This window comes from Photorhabdus sp. P32, from assembly GCF_038085095.1.
In the GTDB taxonomy this organism is placed as follows: domain Bacteria; phylum Pseudomonadota; class Gammaproteobacteria; order Enterobacterales; family Enterobacteriaceae; genus Photorhabdus; species Photorhabdus luminescens.
In genome coordinates, this window is the sequence record NZ_JAZGJN010000278.1 from 19122 (window position 1) to 37390 (window position 18269).

An 18269-nucleotide genomic window follows, 5' to 3' on the forward strand; every position below is an offset into this window, starting at 1 on the left:
CCGGGGATGGAATGAATAATAAGAAAGTGATGTATCCGTTTTTGCAGAAGGGCTCCATGATTAAAAAAACAACTCTTGCAATGACTATACAGTTAGTATTAATGGGAAATAGCTATGCAATCGCGGAAAGTGCGCAAAGTACAAGCGATAAAACCGCTGCCCAAAATGAAAGCACGATTATTGTCACTGCTTCACGACCAGAAAATGAAGGAGTGACCGAAGACACCGGTATGTACAATACCACTTCGATGGTCACTGCCACCGGTCTGAATCTTTCAGCACGTGAAACGCCACAAACCGTCAGCGTCATCACCAAACAACGTATGCTTGACGAAAATCTGAGCAGTGTTAATAACGTCATCAATAGCACAACCGGTATGAGCATACGCCAGCTTGATAGCGATCGTTTCGGGTTTACCTCTCGAGGCATGGCCATCAATAACATCCTGCGTGATGGGGTTGCGACCTACTACGATACCCGTTTTAACTATGGCGACAATCTGTTAGATGCTGACCTGTTTGATCGTGTTGAAGTGGTACGTGGGGCAGCCGGTTTGATGGTTGGCCCAGGCAATCCTTCGGCAGCCGTTAACCTGATTCGTAAACGTCCAACCCGCGATTTCCGTGGCGAATTCTCTGCTGGCGCCGGTTCTTGGGATAAATGGCGCACTGGCCTTGATCTCTCTGGCCCATTAAATGACAGTGGCAACCTACGTGGACGTTTCGTTACAGCCTATCAAGCGGCCAACTCCTTTATTGATCGCAATAGCAACGAAAGATACCCATTCTATGGCGTCCTTGAAGCGGATTTAACAGAAAATACCTTGCTGACTATAGGCGCTGATTATCAACGTAATCACACCCGTGGCGGCATGTTTGGTGGTTTGCCGATCTATTTCGCAGACGGCAGCAAAACGAACTATAAACGCAGCGACAGCTATGCACCCGATTGGGCTTTTTCAAAAGTTCGGACCTTCTCTACCTTTACCAGCCTGCAACATAACTTTGACAACGGCTGGAGTGTGAAGGGCACCTTTACTTATGATAATAACGCTCTGGACCAAAAAGTCCTATGGGCAACAGGTTTTCCTGACCGTAGCACCAATATTGGTATGGCGCCAGGTAACATGACACTGATTGATGGCAGTCGCCGCCAGAAGAACTACGATCTACAAGTAAATGGCGACTACCGGTTATTCAACCGTACTCATCATGTCAGCTTCGGCTTAAATCATCAGCAACAGGATTTCCAAAACGATTACTTCAACGCAACCTGTATGCTCAAACGCAATTGCACCGGGCTGGGTGACTTCACCTCTCCAGGCTGGCAATATCCTGAACCAGAGTGGAGTAATACGCGAACTTATGGTTCAAAAGGACGTAATGAACAGACCGCAGGTTATGCAGTCACTCAGATTTCTCTGGCAGATCCTCTGACCTTGATCCTCGGTGGTCGGGTAACCAGTTGGCAAACACGCGGTGATAATTTCAATACTCCACAGAATGCCAGCTACAGCGACGAATTTGTTCCTTATGGTGGATTGATCTACAACATCACGCAAGATTTGTCGGTTTACACCAGTTACACCGAAATATTCAACCCAGAAAATCACCGTGACCGCAATAATAAATTGCTTGCTCCAGTGTCTGGACAAAACTATGAAGCGGGCCTAAAAGGTGTTGCTTTCGATAATAGTCTCGATTACTCACTGGCAATCTTTGAAATCCGTCAAGATAACCTGCCATTAGTCGATAACAATGCACCGAAACTACCGGATCTCTCCATTCCTCGTTATACCGTGGATGGCACCAAAACTCGCGGGTTCGAAGCAGAAATCAGTGGTCAACTGACAGATAACTGGCGTCTTTATACGGGTTACACGCAATTCCGCGCAACAGATCCTAATGGTGTGCGAATCAATAGCAATATGCCAAACAGGTTGTTTAAGCTGTTTACCACCTACACCCTGCCAGGTGCGATGAGTAATCTGACCATCGGCGGTGGTGTTAACTGGCAGGATAAAACCTGGTTGACCGTTGCTGGGCCTGGGAAGACATCAATGCAAGCGGAACAAAATAGCTTTGCTGTGGTTAACCTGATGAGCCGTTATCAATTCACTCCAGATCTCTCTTTAACGGTTAACCTGAATAACGTCTTTGATAAGACCTACTACACCCAGTTCGGTCAATATTCTCAGTATTACTTTGGCGCACCTCGCAACATTGAAGCGATCTTGCGTTATAAATTCTGAGTTTAAATTCGTTATGGCGCCACGGGCGGCAAACTTTATGTTTCTATTTATTTGAAGGAAAGCAAACAATGAAATTGAAGCGTTGCAAAGGGTTTGCCGTACTGCTGGTGTTGTTTATCAGTCTGTTGGCTGGCTGTGATAAGCCAGCCAGAACAGACAATGTATCGTCAGATAAGCCCGGTTATCCAAAAGAAATTACTACCGCATTGGGTACGGCGGTAATCCCACATCAACCCCAACGTGTTGTTGCCTTGGGCGCAGGAGCGGAAGATATCGTACTGGATCTTGGCATCGTCCCTGTCGGGATCGAATCCCATCGTTGGGGCGGAGATGAACAAGGTTATCTGCCGTGGTTTACACAAGCGATACAACAGCGTGGCGAGACTCTGCCTGCTGTGATAAATATGTACCCCGAATTAGACATTGAGAAGGTCATTAGTCTTAAGCCTGATCTGATTGTGGCAACCCAATCAGGCATTACCCAACAGATTTATGACCACTTGTCACATTTCGCTCCGGTGATCGCTTATCCATCTGCCCCTTGGCTCACGACGCCGCAACAGCAAATTGAATTAATTGCCCGTGCGCTAGATAAGCAGCCGCAAGGAGAGCAACTCACTACTGAACTGGATGCCATATTACGCGAAGCAGGTAATACCATCCCACATATCAACGGTTATACTTTCGCCTACATCAAAGCAGGCATCAGTAGCAACATGTTATCGGTATATGTCAAAGGCGATCCACGCGTCGATACTTTAGTGCATCTTGGTTTGACGCTACTGCCATCGGTCAGCGCACTGGCCGATCCCTTTGGCAGTTTCGCCGCCAATATAGGGCTGGAAAATGCCGATTATCTTAACGGCGCGGATATCTTAGTGACATGGTTCAATAATGAACAAGAACGTAAAGCAGTGGAAGCACAGCCGTTATTTCAATCTATCCGTGCCGTCCATCAGGGAGGTTATATCCCGTTAACCGACCAATCATTGGTTGTTGCTATGTCTTACGGTACACCACTTAGCTTGCGCTGGGGCTTATCGCAATTTATGCCGGTGCTGGCAGAGGCAATTAAATCATCATGACAAATCCTAAACGGCGATTCTTACTGCTACTTGGCCTAGGTCTCATGATATTACTGACCTTGATTTGTATTACTGCCAGTCTGAGTCTGGGTGCAAAAACGTTACCGTTATCGACCATATGGCATCACTATTGGTTAGGTGACAATGGTAGCTATAGCGATCTGGTGATTAATGCCCGCAAACCACGCACGTTAATTGGCATCATGGTCGGCGCAGCACTGGCGCTTTCCGGTGCCGTAACACAGGGATTGTTGCGTAATCCATTAGCCGAGCCGGGTTTACTGGGTGTTAATGCCGGTGCGGCTGCGGTGGTCGTCAGTTTCTCTTTCATCCCCATACTGAACGAACTGCCGCGCTTCTGGACAGCATTTATTGGCGCAAGTCTGGCTACATTGCTGTTCTACCTGCTTAGCGGCGGACAACGTAATAGCAATCCAGCACGCATGGTGTTAACTGGCGCCGCCATTAACGCCTGCCTATTTGCTTTTGTACAAGGCTTCGTATTAATGAATGCGCATGTACTGGATAGCTATCGTTTCTGGACGATTGGATCGCTTAGCGCAATGTCGCTGGCAGAAGCGAGTTCGCTGATACCCTATCTGTTATTTGCTTTGATATTGACCCTTTCACTCAGCTCTTCTTTAAATGTGATGGTGTTTGGTGAAGGCATTGCCAGTTCACTTGGCGCTAATGTTGCCCGCACCCGTGTATTATCGCTTATTGCCGCCACCATACTGGCCGCAGTGGCTACCGCGATGGCTGGTCCTATTGCCTTTATTGGCTTAGCGGCCCCTCACTTGATGCGAGCTTTAGTTGGCGGCGATTTCCGCTGGCTACTGCCCTATTGCCTGTTCGCCGGGCCTTGCCTCCTACTCACTTCCGATATATTGGCTCGATTGGTGATAGCGCCGGGGGAGATCATGGTGGGCATTATTACCGCGGGAATCGGTGGACCGTTGCTCTATCTGATCGTTAAAACCCATCGTGGAGTGAATTATGCCGCAGATTAACCTATCCAGACCGGCAAAAACGCGCACCTTCATGTTGGGACCTGCTGTTTTTCTTATACCTTCACAGCGAACCCAAAGATCAATCCTATTGATATTGCTACTGCTCGCTGTGCTGTTTTATCTCTCTCTGGCACTGGGTAAGCAAGGTATTGATAACCTCTGGCTAGCAACCTCAACCCCTTATCAGGAATTTATTCTCACACAGCTACGTTTACCCCGCGCATTAGTGGCTATCGGGGCGGGTGCAACTCTGGCACTCTCTGGTTCACTTTTTCAACTGACAACCCGCAACGCACTTGGCAGCCCCGATATTATTGGCGTGAATGCCGGCGCCGCCGCAGGGATCGTCGCCACGCTGATCATCTGGCCTGGAGTAATCCCCGTTGCTTTAGGTGCGTTGCTAGGAGCCAGCTTTGCGGTATTACTGGTATACGCCGGAAACATTAGCGACTCTGGACAGATGCAGACAACCAAGATTGTCATCTCCGGAATTGCTATCGCCGCCCTTTGTATGGCATTTGTTAATTTTGCTATCTCGAATGTACGCCTTGAACAGGCGCAACAACTTGCTTCGCTGCTGCACGGCAGCCTCGCCAACCGACGCTGGCAAGATGTTGGGTTAATTTATGGGACGATGATACTGTTTGCCCCGCTTCTACTCTGGCTGGGACGGCAATTGAACTACGTCAATCTGGGCTATGAAGTTGCTAATACGCTCGGTGTACCAGTACGTATCATTCAACTTATGAGCTTATTACTGGCGGTCATACTGGCTTCAATGGCAGTACTGGTTGTCGGCCCGGTAGCTTTTATCGCACTCTCTGCTCCGCAAATCGCCCGCCGCTTGGTTCGGGCAAAAGGCACTGCTCTGTTCTGTTCCGCATTGGTGGGAGCATTATTACTGCTCGCCTCCGATTTAATTACTTTGCTACTTCCTACTTCGGCACGTCTGCCAATAGGGGTTATCACCGCAGGGGTTGGCGGCGTCTATTTGATGTATTTGCTGTACGCTGAATTAAGGAGAACAAAGTAATGTCACTTGATATGAATTCCCCAACTGGCGCTTCACGATTGACAGCCCAAGATCTTTCGCTGGCATATGGAAAAAAAACAATTATTGAGCACTTAAATATTTCTATTCGTGATGGTGAATTCAGCGTCATCATCGGCCCGAATGGTTGTGGAAAATCGACCCTACTACGCGCCATTAGCCGAGGTATAACGCCACAACATGGTGAAATCCTGCTTGATAGGCGCAATATTCGACATTACAAACCCAAAGCGGTAGCACGTGAGCTATCTCTGTTGACACAAGGGGCAACCATCACCGAAGCGTTGACAGTATACGATTTGGTTTCACGTGGGCGTTACGCTCATCAATCCTTTTTACGGCAGTGGTCGGCAGAAGACGAACGAGCAGTTAACGACGCTTTACAGGCGGTTGAACTTCAAGACATGTCACAACGGTTAGTCAGTGAACTTTCCGGCGGTCAGCGTCAACGCGCTTGGTTTGCGATGACATTGGCGCAACAAACACCCATTGTACTGTTAGATGAACCAACTACTTATCTGGACATTACCCATCAGATTGAAATGCTCGATTTTTGCCAACGTCTACATTTACAGGGGAAAACGTTAGTGCTGGTACTACACGATATTAATCTAGCACTACGTTACGCCTCACATTTAATTATGATGAAAAATGGCAAAATTTACGCCGAAGGGGTGCCAGAAGAGATTATCAATGAGCAGAGTATTGCTGACGTGTTTGGTCTGGCCTGCCGTATTATTTGCGATCCAGAATCTGGTAAGCCATTGATTATCCCAAGGTATAATCCTGTCTGAACGAGAAACGAGCTGCCTATGATTTTGTCGCATTGATAAGCAATATAGGCGCTCAAAAGATTTACTACTTGATAATGACAATGATAATAATAATAATTATCATAATTATATTTACAATGATTAGTCATATGTAAGATACTACAATCAGGTAGTACGGACGTGTAAACAGGGAGTTGGTGGTGTCAAATACAAAGCATTCAATTACACCTTTAACCACAGTGGTAATTGAAGATATCATCCAGTTATTTGAACAAACATTCAGCCATTTTACTGCCACAATGAGAGTAAATGCAGACAATATCCCTGTGACTAGCATGAGTTTTCCCCAGTGGTCAGATACAAAGAAATTTCCAGTATTAATTCAGCGCTATCAGGATGAATATTACGGCGACAATGATATAAAACCTAACCAAAAAGCCCTATATTCCTTGTGGACCCAATGGTATTTTGGTTTAGTTATTCCCCCAATGATGTTAATGCTGCTGGAATATCCACAAGCAGTGGATACCCATTACAATCTTTTTCAGGTTGAATTCCATGACAGCGGCAGGCCAGATATTTTTTACTATAATTTAACCTGGCTGAATGAAGCGCCTCCATCATTACTATATCGCCATTATTCTCTCTTGGAGCGCCATATTATTCCCGTATGTGAAAAGATTGAATCATATCAAGGAATAAATAGACGTCTCCTGTGGAATAATATCGGTTATCTTATGTATTGGTATCTTACCGAATTCAGTACAAGAATAAATAGCAAGTTATATCAAGAAATTATAAATGGTCTTTTTATGGAGCCGCAATTACCTGATGGTAGAGATAATCCCCTTTACCGTACTGTTATTTTACGGCATAACAATATGCAACGTCGCAGTTGCTGCCAGCGAAATAAACTACCTGGCGTCGGTAATTGTCATGATTGCCCTTTAGAATCCAAAGTAGAAAGTAAAGATTAACATTCTATTCTATAATTTTTAATTCTTATCTGTTTAGGCAGAAAGAGATTATTATGATTTAATCGCGCCATTATTCAACACTTATTTAATCTAACCAAACATTACACATAATAAAATCAATTATGTTGGGCAATAACCAAATGATAACCTATATATGAGATAAAAAGGATATATAATGTACGGAGACACTCTGCTATTAAACCATCCACACACGGAAGATAGTCATATAACGGAAAAAGATTTTTCCAGATATTTCTTAAATATGCATAGTGCTGGAGACTATCTTGATGACGCCTATAATGTCGTTACCAGAATAAAGAAAGTATTACAACGGGTAGATAAGCCTTTCAGTGGGATATTACCCCATGAATTATCTCCACTATTTTCTAAAGTGAATTTAGATCTTCCCCTCACCTCTTTAAACCAGGCTTTAGATGAGTTGCAGCAACTTTATCTTAAAGATGCTGTTTATTTTCATCATCCAAAGTATGTGGCCCATCTTAATTGTCCATTGGTATTACCCGCCGTTCTGGCTGAAACCATTATTGGCGCGATTAATTCTTCATTGGATACCTGGGATCAAAGCGCTGGCGGGACACTAATAGAGCAAAAAGTTCTCGACTGGACACGAGATAAAATGGCATTAGGTATAAATGCTGATGGTATCTTTACTAGTGGCGGCACCCAATCAAATCTGATGGCAATGCTACTGGCACGGGATCATTTTTGTCATCAGCGCGATCCTGAACATAAAAATCAGCTACATGGTCTGCCAGCAGATTTCCATAAGCTGCGTATTTTTACCTCGACAGTCAGCCATTTCAGTACACAAAAAGCCGCTGCTATCCTTGGTTTAGGATATAACGCCGTTGTCTCTGTTCCTCACGACAGTGAGTTCCGTATGGACCCTCAAGCATTGGAACAAAGCATTAACCAATGCATCGAACAAGGCAACATTCCTTTTGCCATTGTCGCGACAACCGGTACCACGGATTTCGGCAGTATTGACCCACTTCATCCTATCGCGGCTATCGCCAAACAGTATGGTATTTGGCTACATGTGGATGCGGCATACGGATGCGGTTTACTCGTTTCGCCTCGTCGCGCTCATCTACTGGAAGGCATTAATTTGGCGGATTCTGTCACTGTGGATTACCATAAGTCATTCTTCCAACCCGTTAGTTGCAGTGCTTTCTTCGTCAAAAATAAGCAGCATTTATCCCATCTGACTTATCATGCCGAATATTTAAATCCACTCAGCGCCTCACAAGAGGGTACACCCAATCTGGTTAATAAAAGTATCCAGACAACTCGCCGTTTTGATGCATTGAAAATGTGGCTGACATTACGAATTATGGGCGCAAAACGACTTGGGCAAGCTTTTGATAAAGTTGTCGATACGGCTCAGGATGCCCATCGATTAATGGCGCAAAATCCCTATTTTGAACTTATTCATTATCCAGAATTAAGTACTTTGGTTTTCCGTTTTATTCCTAAACAAAAATTACCCGATGCTGATATTGATGCCATCAATGCAGCCATTCGCAAAGCGCTATTCCGTGAAGGTAATACCGTTATTGCAGGCACCAAAGTCAATGGCAAACAATATTTAAAATTTACTTTCCTTAACCCGGCAACAAACCAACAACATCTACAAGAAATTGTGCATAGCATCGTAATGCACGGAAACGATTTTCTGGCAACCCATAATAATAACTAATGAAATTAATGCTATTCACCAGGAGAAATTATGACAACTCGCCCTTATGATTTTATTGCCATTGGAATAGGTCCTTTTAATCTCGGACTGGCTTGTTTAACTCAACCACTAAAAGACGTTCATAGCCTGTTTATCGATCAAAAACCGGGCTTTGATTGGCATCCGGGAATGATGCTGGAAAATTCCACCATGCAGACCCCTTTTATGTCAGATCTGGTGACCTTAGCCTCACCCACGCACCCACTTAGCTTCCTTAATTATATTAAGCAAAAAGGGAGAATATATTCCTTTTATATCCGGGAAAGTTTTTTCTTAATGCGTAAGGAATACAATCAATATTGTCAATGGGCGGTAGAACAGTTATCCAATTTACGTTTTAACACGCGCGTTAACAGCATTAGCTATGATGAACATACCTCGCTATATACATTACATTGTTCAGATACGTTAACAGGACAACAACATCAATTTGTTTGTAAAAAGCTAGTATTAGGTACCGGGCCTTCGCCCTATATTCCAAAGTGCTGCCAACCCTTCGCTGATCAGATGGTGACATCTGGTAATTATTTGAAGAACAAAGCCGCTTTACAACAAAAACAATCTATTACCGTTTTGGGTAGTGGACAAAGCGCCGCAGAGATTTTCTACGATTTGCTCAGTGATATTGACAAATTCAATTACCAACTCAATTGGCTTACCCGTTCGCCACGTTTTCTCCCGCTGGAATATACCAAGCTGACACTAGAAATGACCTCACCAGAATATGTAGATTATTTCTATAACCTCCCGGAAGAAAAACGTGATGCATTAAATCTGTCCCACAAACAGCTTTATAAAGGCATCAATAGTTCATTAATCAACGATATTTTCGATTTAATGTACACTAAACGATTAAACGGTGAATTAAACGTTAATTTATATACCAATAGTGAGTTACGGCAAGTTAGCCATGCAGAAAATGGGCGCGACCTGACATTAACGTTATTCCAGCATGAGCAGGAGCAACCATTTTCTCTGGATACCGCAGGAGTTGTTCTGGCAACTGGCTATCAGTATCAGCCTCCGACTTTTATTGAAGATATACGCCATCTTATTCGTTGGGATGAAAAAGGGCGTTATGGTGTACAACGTAATTACAGCATTGATCGCAACAATACTATTTTCATACAAAATGTGGAATTACATACCCACGGTTTCGTTACACCGGATCTGGGGATGGCTTGTTATCGCAATTCTTGCTTGATTTATGAAATTACCGGTACTGAACATTACCCGATTGAGAAAAGTATCGCTTTCCAGCAGTTCAGCGTTGCTACCGAAGGAGCGTGCTAATGTCCATCTTTAATCCTACGCTATTTGAAAAATCCTTGCCTGAAATAGGCAGCTTTGCATTACGTCCACTGGATCTGGAACGGGATATTCCCATATTAACTGACTGGGTTAACCGGGATTACGCCCATTATTGGGGAATGAAAAACAATACCGAACAACAGGTATGGGAATTTTATCATAATTTAGAATCACGCCATCCAGGTAGTGTATTTATTGGAATATATCGGGAGCAACCTGCTTTTCTATTAGAGTGTTATCGTGCACAAGATGATTTGATTGGAAAATATTATCCAGCACACCCAGATGATATGGGAATGCATATTCTGGTTGCACCACCGCAAGAAAAAATCAGGCATTTCACTTGGGGAATTTTCCAAACCATCATGGCCTTTATTTTTAGCGATCCTACTGTGGCTCGCATGGTGGTTGAACCTGATATACGTAATGAGAAAATTCACAAGCTTAATCTGCGGGCCGGTTTTGTTTATCAGAAGGCATTGGTATTACCTCATAAAACCGCCAAGTTAGCCTTTTGTACCAGAGAGCAGCATCAGATTGCGTTACAGCGGGAACATCAAGCAACAACATCAACCCCTTCAGGCTCATTGATGACAAATGCTCCACACTTGCAACCGGCGGTCTGGCAGAAGGTTAATCGTCTGCACTTGTGTAAAGCTATTTCTGAATTTTCACATGAATGTCTACTCGCGCCTCAACAGTTAACTGAAAAAGCAGATAGCGACGGATATCATCATTACCGTTTGGATAATGCCGACCATCTGGTCAGCTATACTTTCCGAGCGCGGCGTATGGCGCTGGATCACTGGCTGATTGATGCCGATTCGTTACAGAAAAATGCCCACGGAGAAGAAGTAGCGCTCGATTCCTTGCTATTCATTATTGAGTTCAAACAACAACTTGGCATTAGCGACATCGTGATGCCTACCTATCTGGAAGAAATTACCAGTACTCTCTATAGCAGCGCCTTTAAGCATAACAGAATCGGCATCAGTGCAATGGATCTCGTGAACACTGATTTTCAGGCGCTGGAAGGGGAGATGATGGAAGGACACCCCTCTTTCGTCGCCAACAATGGCCGGATTGGTTTTGATATTGGCGATTTTCAGAATTTTAGCCCCGAAGCCGCCTCTGCTATGCATTTAGTATGGCTGGCCGCACATAAGAGCAAAGCGCACTTCGCCTGCATTGAGCAACTCAACTATCAACAGTTGCTGGAACAAGAACTAGGCACAACCACAATGGCTGAATTTGACCAGCGGTTGATCGCGCTTAATCTTAATCCAGAGGATTACCTACTGATACCTGTTCACCCCTGGCAATGGCAGAACAAGTTGGCATCGGTGTTTGCGCCCGATATTGCTAATCAGAAATTGGTCTACCTTGGTATTGGCGCTGATACCTATCAGGCGCAACAGTCAATCCGTACCCTATTCAATCGCAGTCATCCTCAGCGATATTATGTGAAAATGGCGTTGTCTATTCTAAATATGGGATTTATGCGCGGTTTATCACCTTATTATATGGCGACGACACCGGGCATTAATGACTGGCTATTTGATTTGGTAACGCAAGATCCCGTCTTGCAACATTATCGTTTTAAAATTTTACGAGAAGTCGCCAGCGTTGGTTTCAAAAACAGCTATTACGAGCAAGCAATCAGTAGCGATACGCCTTACAAAAAAATGATGGCGGCCCTATGGCGAGAAAACCCATTGCAATTGATTGAACCTGGGCAACAAGTGATGACAATGGCTGCGTTACTGCACAGTGATCAGCAAGGGAATGCCCTGTTGCCTGCGTTAATTTCAGCATCCGGTCTGTCTACTCAGGAATGGCTAAACCGCTATTTGGATAGTTATCTTGCTCCACTGTTGCACTGCCTGTACGCTTACGATCTGATGTTTATGCCACACGGCGAAAACATCATTCTGGTATTGGAAGACCATGCTCCACAACACGTCTTTATGAAAGATTTGGCTGAAGAAATTCTGGTCATGAATCCCGACGCCGATTTACCGGAAAAAGCGAGTCGAGTCAAAGTAGACATGCCAGAAGAGATGAAAACACTAACCATCCTATCTGACGTGTTTGACGGTATATTCCGCTATCTGGCTGCAATTCTGGATGAACAGGGTGACTACTCACAGGATCTGTTCTGGCAGGCTGTAGCAAATTGTATTTTAAGCTATCAGCACAACCATCCCGAATTGAGTGAGCAATTTGTACGTTACGATCTGTTTACACCGGAGATTAAACGCTGCTGTCTAAACCGCCTACAAATAGCGAATAACCGTCAGATGCTTGATTTAGCTGATCCAGCTCAAAGTTTACAGTTTGCTGATAACCTGATTAACCCAATTGCCACATTTGGTAATGCGTAAAACATAGTTACAGAAAACTAAGCTTCATCAGTAAAACTCTCAATTTTCTTAAGGCAGTACGATGAACAGTACTGCCTTATTTATTTACATAATTTACATATACACGTAATTTCAGTAGATTAAATTCCAGCGCCGATATTATTTCCCGTTTCAACTTACCTATAGTTGTATTCAATTATGTTATTCAGATTATTGCCAGATATTCCTTACAAGCTGGCAAGGTTAGCAATAAAAGCATAACATTAACAAACCATTAACTATATAAATTCACACTGATAACACATACCTTTATTTAGGAATAAAATTAAATGTCTACAACGCTATTAACCCTGGAAGAAGCCCGAAAAGTGATTGGTCATGCTTTTGTTCACGATATGCCCTTTAACCAATTATTAGGACTTGAACTGATCCGATTTGAACCGGATTACGTAGAAATACAATTCCGTAACCAAAGTAAACTAGTAGGTAATATTGCACAGGAGATTCTACATGGCGGTGTAGTTGCATCAGTGCTGGATGTATGTGGTGGATTGGTCTGCATCGGTAACGCCTTACCCCGTCTGGTACCGGCATCAATAGAAGAATTAGCAAAACGATTATCAACAATGGGAACCATTGATTTACGCGTGGATTACCTACGCCCCGGCCGCGGTGAATTATTTACTGCCACCAGTAGTATTATCCGTAATGGCAACAAAGTTTCCGTCGCCAGAGCAGAACTACATAATGAGCAGAGAGACCATATCGCCAGTGTAACGGCGACCTATCTGGTAGGATGACAATATAATTTTAATCGCTTGCGTAATATTCAGCCCGGTGACATATTATTTTCATGTTAACGGGCTAAAAACCGGTAACACGTTTTCCACCTTCTATCTTAACATCAGGACAATATGAACAAGCCACAAACGACTAAAGGAGTACTGTACGCCTTCGGCGCCTGTTTTATCTGGGGAATCGCGCCAGTTTATTTTAAACATATCCAGCAAGTACCTGCTGACGAAATTCTGACTCATCGTATTATTTGGTCATTTTTCTTTATGTTGCTGTTGCTAACATTAACTCGTCACTGGTCACAGGTAGCCAAAATTTTCCGTCAACCTAAAAAAGTATTATTGCTGGCCGTGACGGCCACTATCATTGCCTGTAACTGGTTGATTTACATCTGGGCAGTAAACCACGGCCATATGCTGGAAGCTAGCCTGGGTTATTTTATTAGCCCACTGGTTAACGTTTTGTTCGGTATGCTGTTTCTGAGTGAGCGTTTCCGCCGCATGCAATGGGCTGCTGTTATTCTGGCCTTCACCGGCGTGTTAATCCAGCTATGGCAATTTGGTTCTATACCGGTCATTGGATTAAGTTTAGCTGTCACTTTTGCCCTGTATGCCCTGCTGCGTAAAAAAATGAATGTTGACGCTCAAACGGGCATGACGATTGAAACCCTCTGGTTACTGCCGGTTGCTGCCATTTATCTATTTGGTTTTGCCAACACTCCAACCAGTGATTTAAGTAATAACCCAATGACTCTCAATTTATTGCTGATCGCCGCAGGCATTATTACTACTGTGCCATTACTGTTATTCACCGAAGCCGCGGCTCACCTGCGTCTATCCACACTAGGATTCTTTCAGTACGTCGGCCCAACGCTAATGTTTTTGCTAGCAACCTTGGTTTATGGTGAACAGATAGGCATTGATCGTCTGATTACTTTCGGCTTTATCTGGGCTGCACTAGTGCTATTTACATTGGATGCAATGTATACACAGCGTAGAGCGCAGAGATAACAAAATAATGAGAATAACCATCAGATTAGCCAATACAACCGAACAGATCGCCCTTGAAGCGCTGCAATTACGTGCATCTCTCATGTGGGAAGAAGATAGGGAATTATTACTAGCAAATCCCCATATGATAGAACTGCCGATAAAATATATTGAAGCAGGATATGTTTATATTGCGGAACAAGCTGATGTTATTTTGGGATTTTGTGCTGTATTACCGCTATCTGATGGAAATGCTGATATTCAGAATACAGAATACAGAATACAATTATAATATAAATTATATTCTGTAAATCAATGCCTTTTATCTTTACATCCACTTTATTATTAATAATTAAATACTGTTTTTTTAAATAAAAAATTTAATTTAATTCATGCCATCTTCATATTTTATATAAATTAAATAATCAGGAATAATAATATTTTAATTAAAAATTAAATTATATTAAATAATAGAAATATCCTATTTAAAAATAAGTATTCCACAATTAAACAGTATTAAGATTATTATCATAAAAAATAAAATTTTTAAAATAAAAATCCGAACAATATAGATATTAAACTATTAATATGTTATTCCCATGTCTCTATAACTGCTCTGGCCGCCGTAATAAAATTATTACGGCGGCCGTATATTAAAGCCAATTCTTCCGCTTAAAATAGAGATACGGCGCGAGACCGGCAGCAATCATTAAACCAATTGCGCCCGGATAACCAAATGTCCAGTGCAACTCCGGCATAAATTCAAAGTTCATTCCATAACTGGAAGCCACCAGCGTCGGCGGCAAGAATACCACAGAAACAACCGAGAAGATTTTGATAATTCTGCTCTGTTCAATATTGATAAAACCCATTGCCGCCTGCATCAAGAAATTAACTTTCTGAAACAGAGATTCATTATGTGGCAACAGCGATTCAATATCTCGCAAGATTTCACGGGCCTGCTCCAGTTGATCCCCCGGCAAACGGGCTCGTCTCACCAAGAAGTTAAGCGCACGCTGAGTATCCATAAGACACAAGCGAACCTTCCAGCCGATATCTTCCTGCTCCGCAAGACTGGATAAGGCTATGTCAAACTCATCACCCTGTTTCCCTTCCATAATGACTCGGCTCAGGGATTCCAGCACGCTGTAAATATTTTCGATAACATCAGCCAACTGTTCAATCTTGGTTTCAAACAGATCCATTAGCACTTCATAAGCATTACCATCAACTAATGTCTGATTACGAGCACGCATACGATACAATCGGAACGCAGGGAGCTCCCGCTCTCGCAATGTATAGAGACGACCATCACGAATAGTAAATGCAACGGTTGCGTTGCCAGCATGGTCTTCCGCGTCTTCAAAGTAGAAAAACGAGTGAACGTGTATCCCGTCTTCATCTTCAAAAAAACGCGCCGACGCCTCAATGTCATCCAGTTCCGGTCGGGTTGCCAGAATTTGGCCTAATTCATTTTGAACTTGCAGCCTGTCTTGCTCTCCCGGTTCAACTAAATCTACCCATAAGGAATCAGATAACTTTTCTCCCTCTTCAAACTCAAGACGGAGCAGGCGATTATTCTCTAACTTAAATGCGCTCAGCATGTATCATAAGTCTCCGTTACTCCCTACGTGATCGTAAGGCGCGAATGTTACGCTTAGAAGAAAAAGCCTGTCAACATTCAACCTGGATATTATTTTTAGACCATTTCAAGTCTGGCATAAGCAGCCACCAGCCACTTAATCCCTTCCCCTTGAAACGCGATTTGCAATCGGCTATGTTCACCACTCCCTTCCATATTGACAACGGTTCCTTCACCAAATTTAGGATGACGAACACGTTGTCCAAGAGCATAACCACTATCATTGGAGCTAATTGGCGTACCTAGCCGGCTATGGCTAACGGGACGAGATACTGTCGCACGTAACCGAACTTCTTCAATACATTCTGACGGTAGTTCCCCAATAAAACGAGATGGCCGATGATACACCTCTTTACCATATAAACGACGACTTTCGGCATAAGTGATAGTCAACTTTTCCATTGCACGCGTCAGACCTACATAAGCCAAGCGACGCTCCTCTTCCAAACGCCCACCTTCTTCAATCGACATCTGGCTTGGGAACATACCTTCTTCCATGCCAACAATAAATACTTGTGGGAATTCAAGTCCTTTAGCCGAATGTAATGTCATCAGTTGCACTGAATCCTGATAGGCATCGGCCTGACCTTCTCCCGATTCCAGCGCAGCATGGGAAAGAAACGCCTGCAATGGCGTCAAATCTTCATCCTCTTCCTGATAACTGAACTGGCGAGTCGCTGTAACAAGTTCTTCAAGGTTTTCAATACGCGCCTGCGCTTTTTCGCCTTTTTCCTGCTGGTACATCGCTCGCAAGCCAGAATCACGGATAACTCTGTCAGTCTGAATATGCAATGGCATATCTTCGGTTTCTGTCGATAATGCGTCAATCAGTTCAATAAAACGTTGTAAGGAAGCAGCAGCTCGCCCGGCCAGCACTTTCTCTTGCAGCAATATTTGGCAACAGTCCCACAATGTTTGCTGCCGTTCACGCGCCGCCTGGCGCACAAGATCCAACGTTCTATCGCCAATACCACGAGTAGGCGTATTCACTACACGTTCAAAAGCCGCGTCATCATGACGATTGGCGATCAGACGCAAGTAAGCCAGCGCATCTTTAATTTCCTGACGTTCGAAGAATCGTTGACCACCATAAATACGGTATGGCATTGATGCCTGTAACAGCGCCTCTTCCAATACACGGGACTGAGCGTTGCTGCGGTAAAGTATGGCGCAATTTTTCAAAGCGCCGCCATTTTCAAGCCAGTTTTTTATCCGGCTAACCACATAACGGGCTTCATCCAATTCATTGAATGCACAGTAAAGGGAGATGGGTTCACCCTCTACGCCCTCAGTCCACAAATTTTTACCCAGACGATCACTGTTGTTGGCAATCAATGTATTGGCAACTTTCAAAATATTACTGGTGGAACGGTAATTTTGCTCCAAACGGATAGTTTCAGCACCAGAAAAATCTTTCAGGAAACGCTGAATATTCTCAACTTGAGCCCCACGCCAACCATAAATAGATTGATCATCATCCCCGACAATCATCACTTTGCCTGTTTCACCTGCCAACAAATGAATCCAAGCATATTGAATACTGTTAGTGTCCTGAAACTCATCCACCAGAATATTAGTAAAGCGGCCACGGTAATGTTGCAGGATCTGAGGTTTATTCAGCCACAACTCATGCGCTCGCAGTAAAAGTTCGGCAAAATCCACCAACCCGGCTCGATCACAAGCCTCTTGGTAAGCCTGATAAATTTTCTGCCATGTCGCTTCAACAGGGTTGCCATAACTTTCAATATGCTGTGGCCGCAAGCCTTCATCTTTTTTGCCATTGATGTACCACATACCTTGACGAGCCGGCCATTGTTTATCATCCAGATTCATCGCTTTGATAATGCGTTTAAGCAGTCGATGTTGATCTTCGCTATCAAGAATCTGAAAATCCTGTGGCAAATTGGCATCCAGATGATGAGCTCGTAACAAACGATGAGCCAAACCGTGGAACGTACCAATCCACATTCCACCTTGGCTGGTACCGATCAAATTTTCAATCCGATGACGCATCTCCGCAGCCGCTTTATTGGTGAAGGTCACCGCCATAATGGAAAACGGCGAAGCCTTCTCCACCGACAACAGCCAAGCAATTCGGTGTACCAGAACCCGAGTTTTACCGCTCCCCGCGCCAGCTAATACCAACATATTGGTCCGCGGAGCAGCTACAGCTTCCCGTTGTTTGTCATTCAGACTTTCGAGCAGATAGGAGACGTCCATAGTTACCATCAATTGATTAGACAGCGACCAGAGGTTGCTGTG

At 43.9% G+C, this 18269-nt stretch carries 14 protein-coding genes; 12 read left to right on the forward strand and 2 right to left on the reverse strand.

All coding sequences use genetic code 11. The features are described 5' to 3' along the window. The first annotated feature begins 11 nt into the window (after window positions 1–11). The 12 genes from V2H77_RS15680 to V2H77_RS15735 all read left to right on the forward strand — a co-directional run bounded on the left by V2H77_RS15680 (window position 12) and on the right by V2H77_RS15735 (window position 14657). Window positions 12–2252: a TonB-dependent siderophore receptor gene (locus V2H77_RS15680; protein WP_341499547.1), complete on the forward strand. Its 2241-nt coding sequence runs from the start codon at window positions 12–14 to the stop codon at window positions 2250–2252. Window positions 2253–2320: 68 nt separating this feature from the next. Next, on the forward strand, window positions 2321–3337 hold the full coding sequence (locus V2H77_RS15685) for an iron-siderophore ABC transporter substrate-binding protein (protein WP_341499548.1): 1017 nt from the start codon (window positions 2321–2323) through the stop codon (window positions 3335–3337). Then, window positions 3334–4347: a FecCD family ABC transporter permease gene (locus tag V2H77_RS15690; RefSeq protein ID WP_341499549.1), complete on the forward strand. Its 1014-nt coding sequence runs from the start codon at window positions 3334–3336 to the stop codon at window positions 4345–4347. The genes V2H77_RS15685 and V2H77_RS15690 overlap by 4 nt, the downstream gene beginning before the upstream one ends. Then, window positions 4334–5380, forward strand: coding sequence for a FecCD family ABC transporter permease (locus V2H77_RS15695; protein ID WP_341499550.1), 1047 nt, complete (start codon window positions 4334–4336; stop codon window positions 5378–5380). The genes V2H77_RS15690 and V2H77_RS15695 overlap by 14 nt, the downstream gene beginning before the upstream one ends. Further along, window positions 5380–6192 (forward strand): ABC transporter ATP-binding protein, encoded by an 813-nt coding sequence (locus tag V2H77_RS15700; RefSeq protein ID WP_341499551.1) that lies wholly within the window; start codon window positions 5380–5382, stop codon window positions 6190–6192. The genes V2H77_RS15695 and V2H77_RS15700 overlap by 1 nt, the downstream gene beginning before the upstream one ends. 179 nt (window positions 6193–6371) lie before the next feature. Continuing rightward, the gene (gene fhuF / locus V2H77_RS15705) at window positions 6372–7148 is read left to right on the forward strand and encodes a siderophore-iron reductase FhuF (RefSeq protein ID WP_341499552.1); all 777 of its coding nucleotides are present in this window, start codon (window positions 6372–6374) and stop codon (window positions 7146–7148) included. Window positions 7149–7410: 262 nt separating this feature from the next. Beyond that, on the forward strand, window positions 7411–8868 hold the full coding sequence (locus V2H77_RS15710) for a pyridoxal phosphate-dependent decarboxylase family protein (RefSeq protein ID WP_341499583.1): 1458 nt from the start codon (window positions 7411–7413) through the stop codon (window positions 8866–8868). A gap of 30 nt (window positions 8869–8898) precedes the next feature. Further along, window positions 8899–10200, forward strand: a complete 1302-nt coding sequence (locus V2H77_RS15715; RefSeq protein ID WP_341499553.1) for a lysine N(6)-hydroxylase/L-ornithine N(5)-oxygenase family protein — start codon at window positions 8899–8901, stop codon at window positions 10198–10200. Beyond that, complete coding sequence (locus V2H77_RS15720; RefSeq protein WP_341499554.1) at window positions 10200–12602, forward strand: GNAT family N-acetyltransferase; 2403 nt, start codon at window positions 10200–10202, stop codon at window positions 12600–12602. The genes V2H77_RS15715 and V2H77_RS15720 overlap by 1 nt, the downstream gene beginning before the upstream one ends. Before the next feature lie 308 nt (window positions 12603–12910). Next, window positions 12911–13381, forward strand: coding sequence for a thioesterase family protein (locus tag V2H77_RS15725; RefSeq protein ID WP_341499555.1), 471 nt, complete (start codon window positions 12911–12913; stop codon window positions 13379–13381). 114 nt (window positions 13382–13495) lie between these two features. After that, window positions 13496–14386, forward strand: a complete 891-nt coding sequence (gene rarD / locus V2H77_RS15730) for an EamA family transporter RarD (RefSeq protein WP_265378218.1) — start codon at window positions 13496–13498, stop codon at window positions 14384–14386. A gap of 7 nt (window positions 14387–14393) precedes the next feature. Beyond that, entirely contained in the window at window positions 14394–14657 is a 264-nt protein-coding gene (locus tag V2H77_RS15735; protein ID WP_341499556.1) for a hypothetical protein, read from the forward strand. A 361-nt stretch (window positions 14658–15018) separates the two neighbouring features. On the opposite strand, the gene corA is transcribed toward V2H77_RS15735, so the two are convergent. Together corA and uvrD are read right to left on the reverse strand one after the other, a co-directional pair. Beyond that, on the reverse strand, window positions 15019–15969 hold the full coding sequence (gene corA, locus V2H77_RS15740) for a magnesium/cobalt transporter CorA (protein ID WP_049585403.1): 951 nt from the start codon (window positions 15967–15969) through the stop codon (window positions 15019–15021). A gap of 95 nt (window positions 15970–16064) precedes the next feature. After that, entirely contained in the window at window positions 16065–18227 is a 2163-nt protein-coding gene (gene uvrD / locus V2H77_RS15745; RefSeq protein WP_445935531.1) for a DNA helicase II, read from the reverse strand. Window positions 18228–18269: the final 42 nt, after the last annotated feature.

Bases quoted from the DNA above. Each gene is read 5' to 3' on its own strand.
- V2H77_RS15680 (WP_341499547.1), top strand. From the start codon at position 12: ATGAATAATAAGAAAGTGATGTATCCGTTTTTGCAGAAGGGCTCCATG.
- V2H77_RS15685 (WP_341499548.1), top strand. From the start codon at position 2,321: ATGAAATTGAAGCGTTGCAAAGGGTTTGCCGTACTGCTGGTGTTGTTT.
- V2H77_RS15690 (WP_341499549.1), top strand. From the start codon at position 3,334: ATGACAAATCCTAAACGGCGATTCTTACTGCTACTTGGCCTAGGTCTC.
- V2H77_RS15695 (WP_341499550.1), top strand. From the start codon at position 4,334: ATGCCGCAGATTAACCTATCCAGACCGGCAAAAACGCGCACCTTCATG.
- V2H77_RS15700 (WP_341499551.1), top strand. From the start codon at position 5,380: ATGTCACTTGATATGAATTCCCCAACTGGCGCTTCACGATTGACAGCC.
- V2H77_RS15710 (WP_341499583.1), top strand. From the start codon at position 7,411: ATGCATAGTGCTGGAGACTATCTTGATGACGCCTATAATGTCGTTACC.
- V2H77_RS15715 (WP_341499553.1), top strand. From the start codon at position 8,899: ATGACAACTCGCCCTTATGATTTTATTGCCATTGGAATAGGTCCTTTT.
- V2H77_RS15720 (WP_341499554.1), top strand. From the start codon at position 10,200: ATGTCCATCTTTAATCCTACGCTATTTGAAAAATCCTTGCCTGAAATA.
- V2H77_RS15725 (WP_341499555.1), top strand. From the start codon at position 12,911: ATGTCTACAACGCTATTAACCCTGGAAGAAGCCCGAAAAGTGATTGGT.
- rarD (WP_265378218.1), top strand. From the start codon at position 13,496: ATGAACAAGCCACAAACGACTAAAGGAGTACTGTACGCCTTCGGCGCC.
- V2H77_RS15735 (WP_341499556.1), top strand. From the start codon at position 14,394: ATGAGAATAACCATCAGATTAGCCAATACAACCGAACAGATCGCCCTT.
- corA (WP_049585403.1), bottom strand. From the start codon at position 15,969: ATGCTGAGCGCATTTAAGTTAGAGAATAATCGCCTGCTCCGTCTTGAG.
- uvrD (WP_445935531.1), bottom strand. From the start codon at position 18,227: ATGGACGTCTCCTATCTGCTCGAAAGTCTGAATGACAAACAACGGGAA.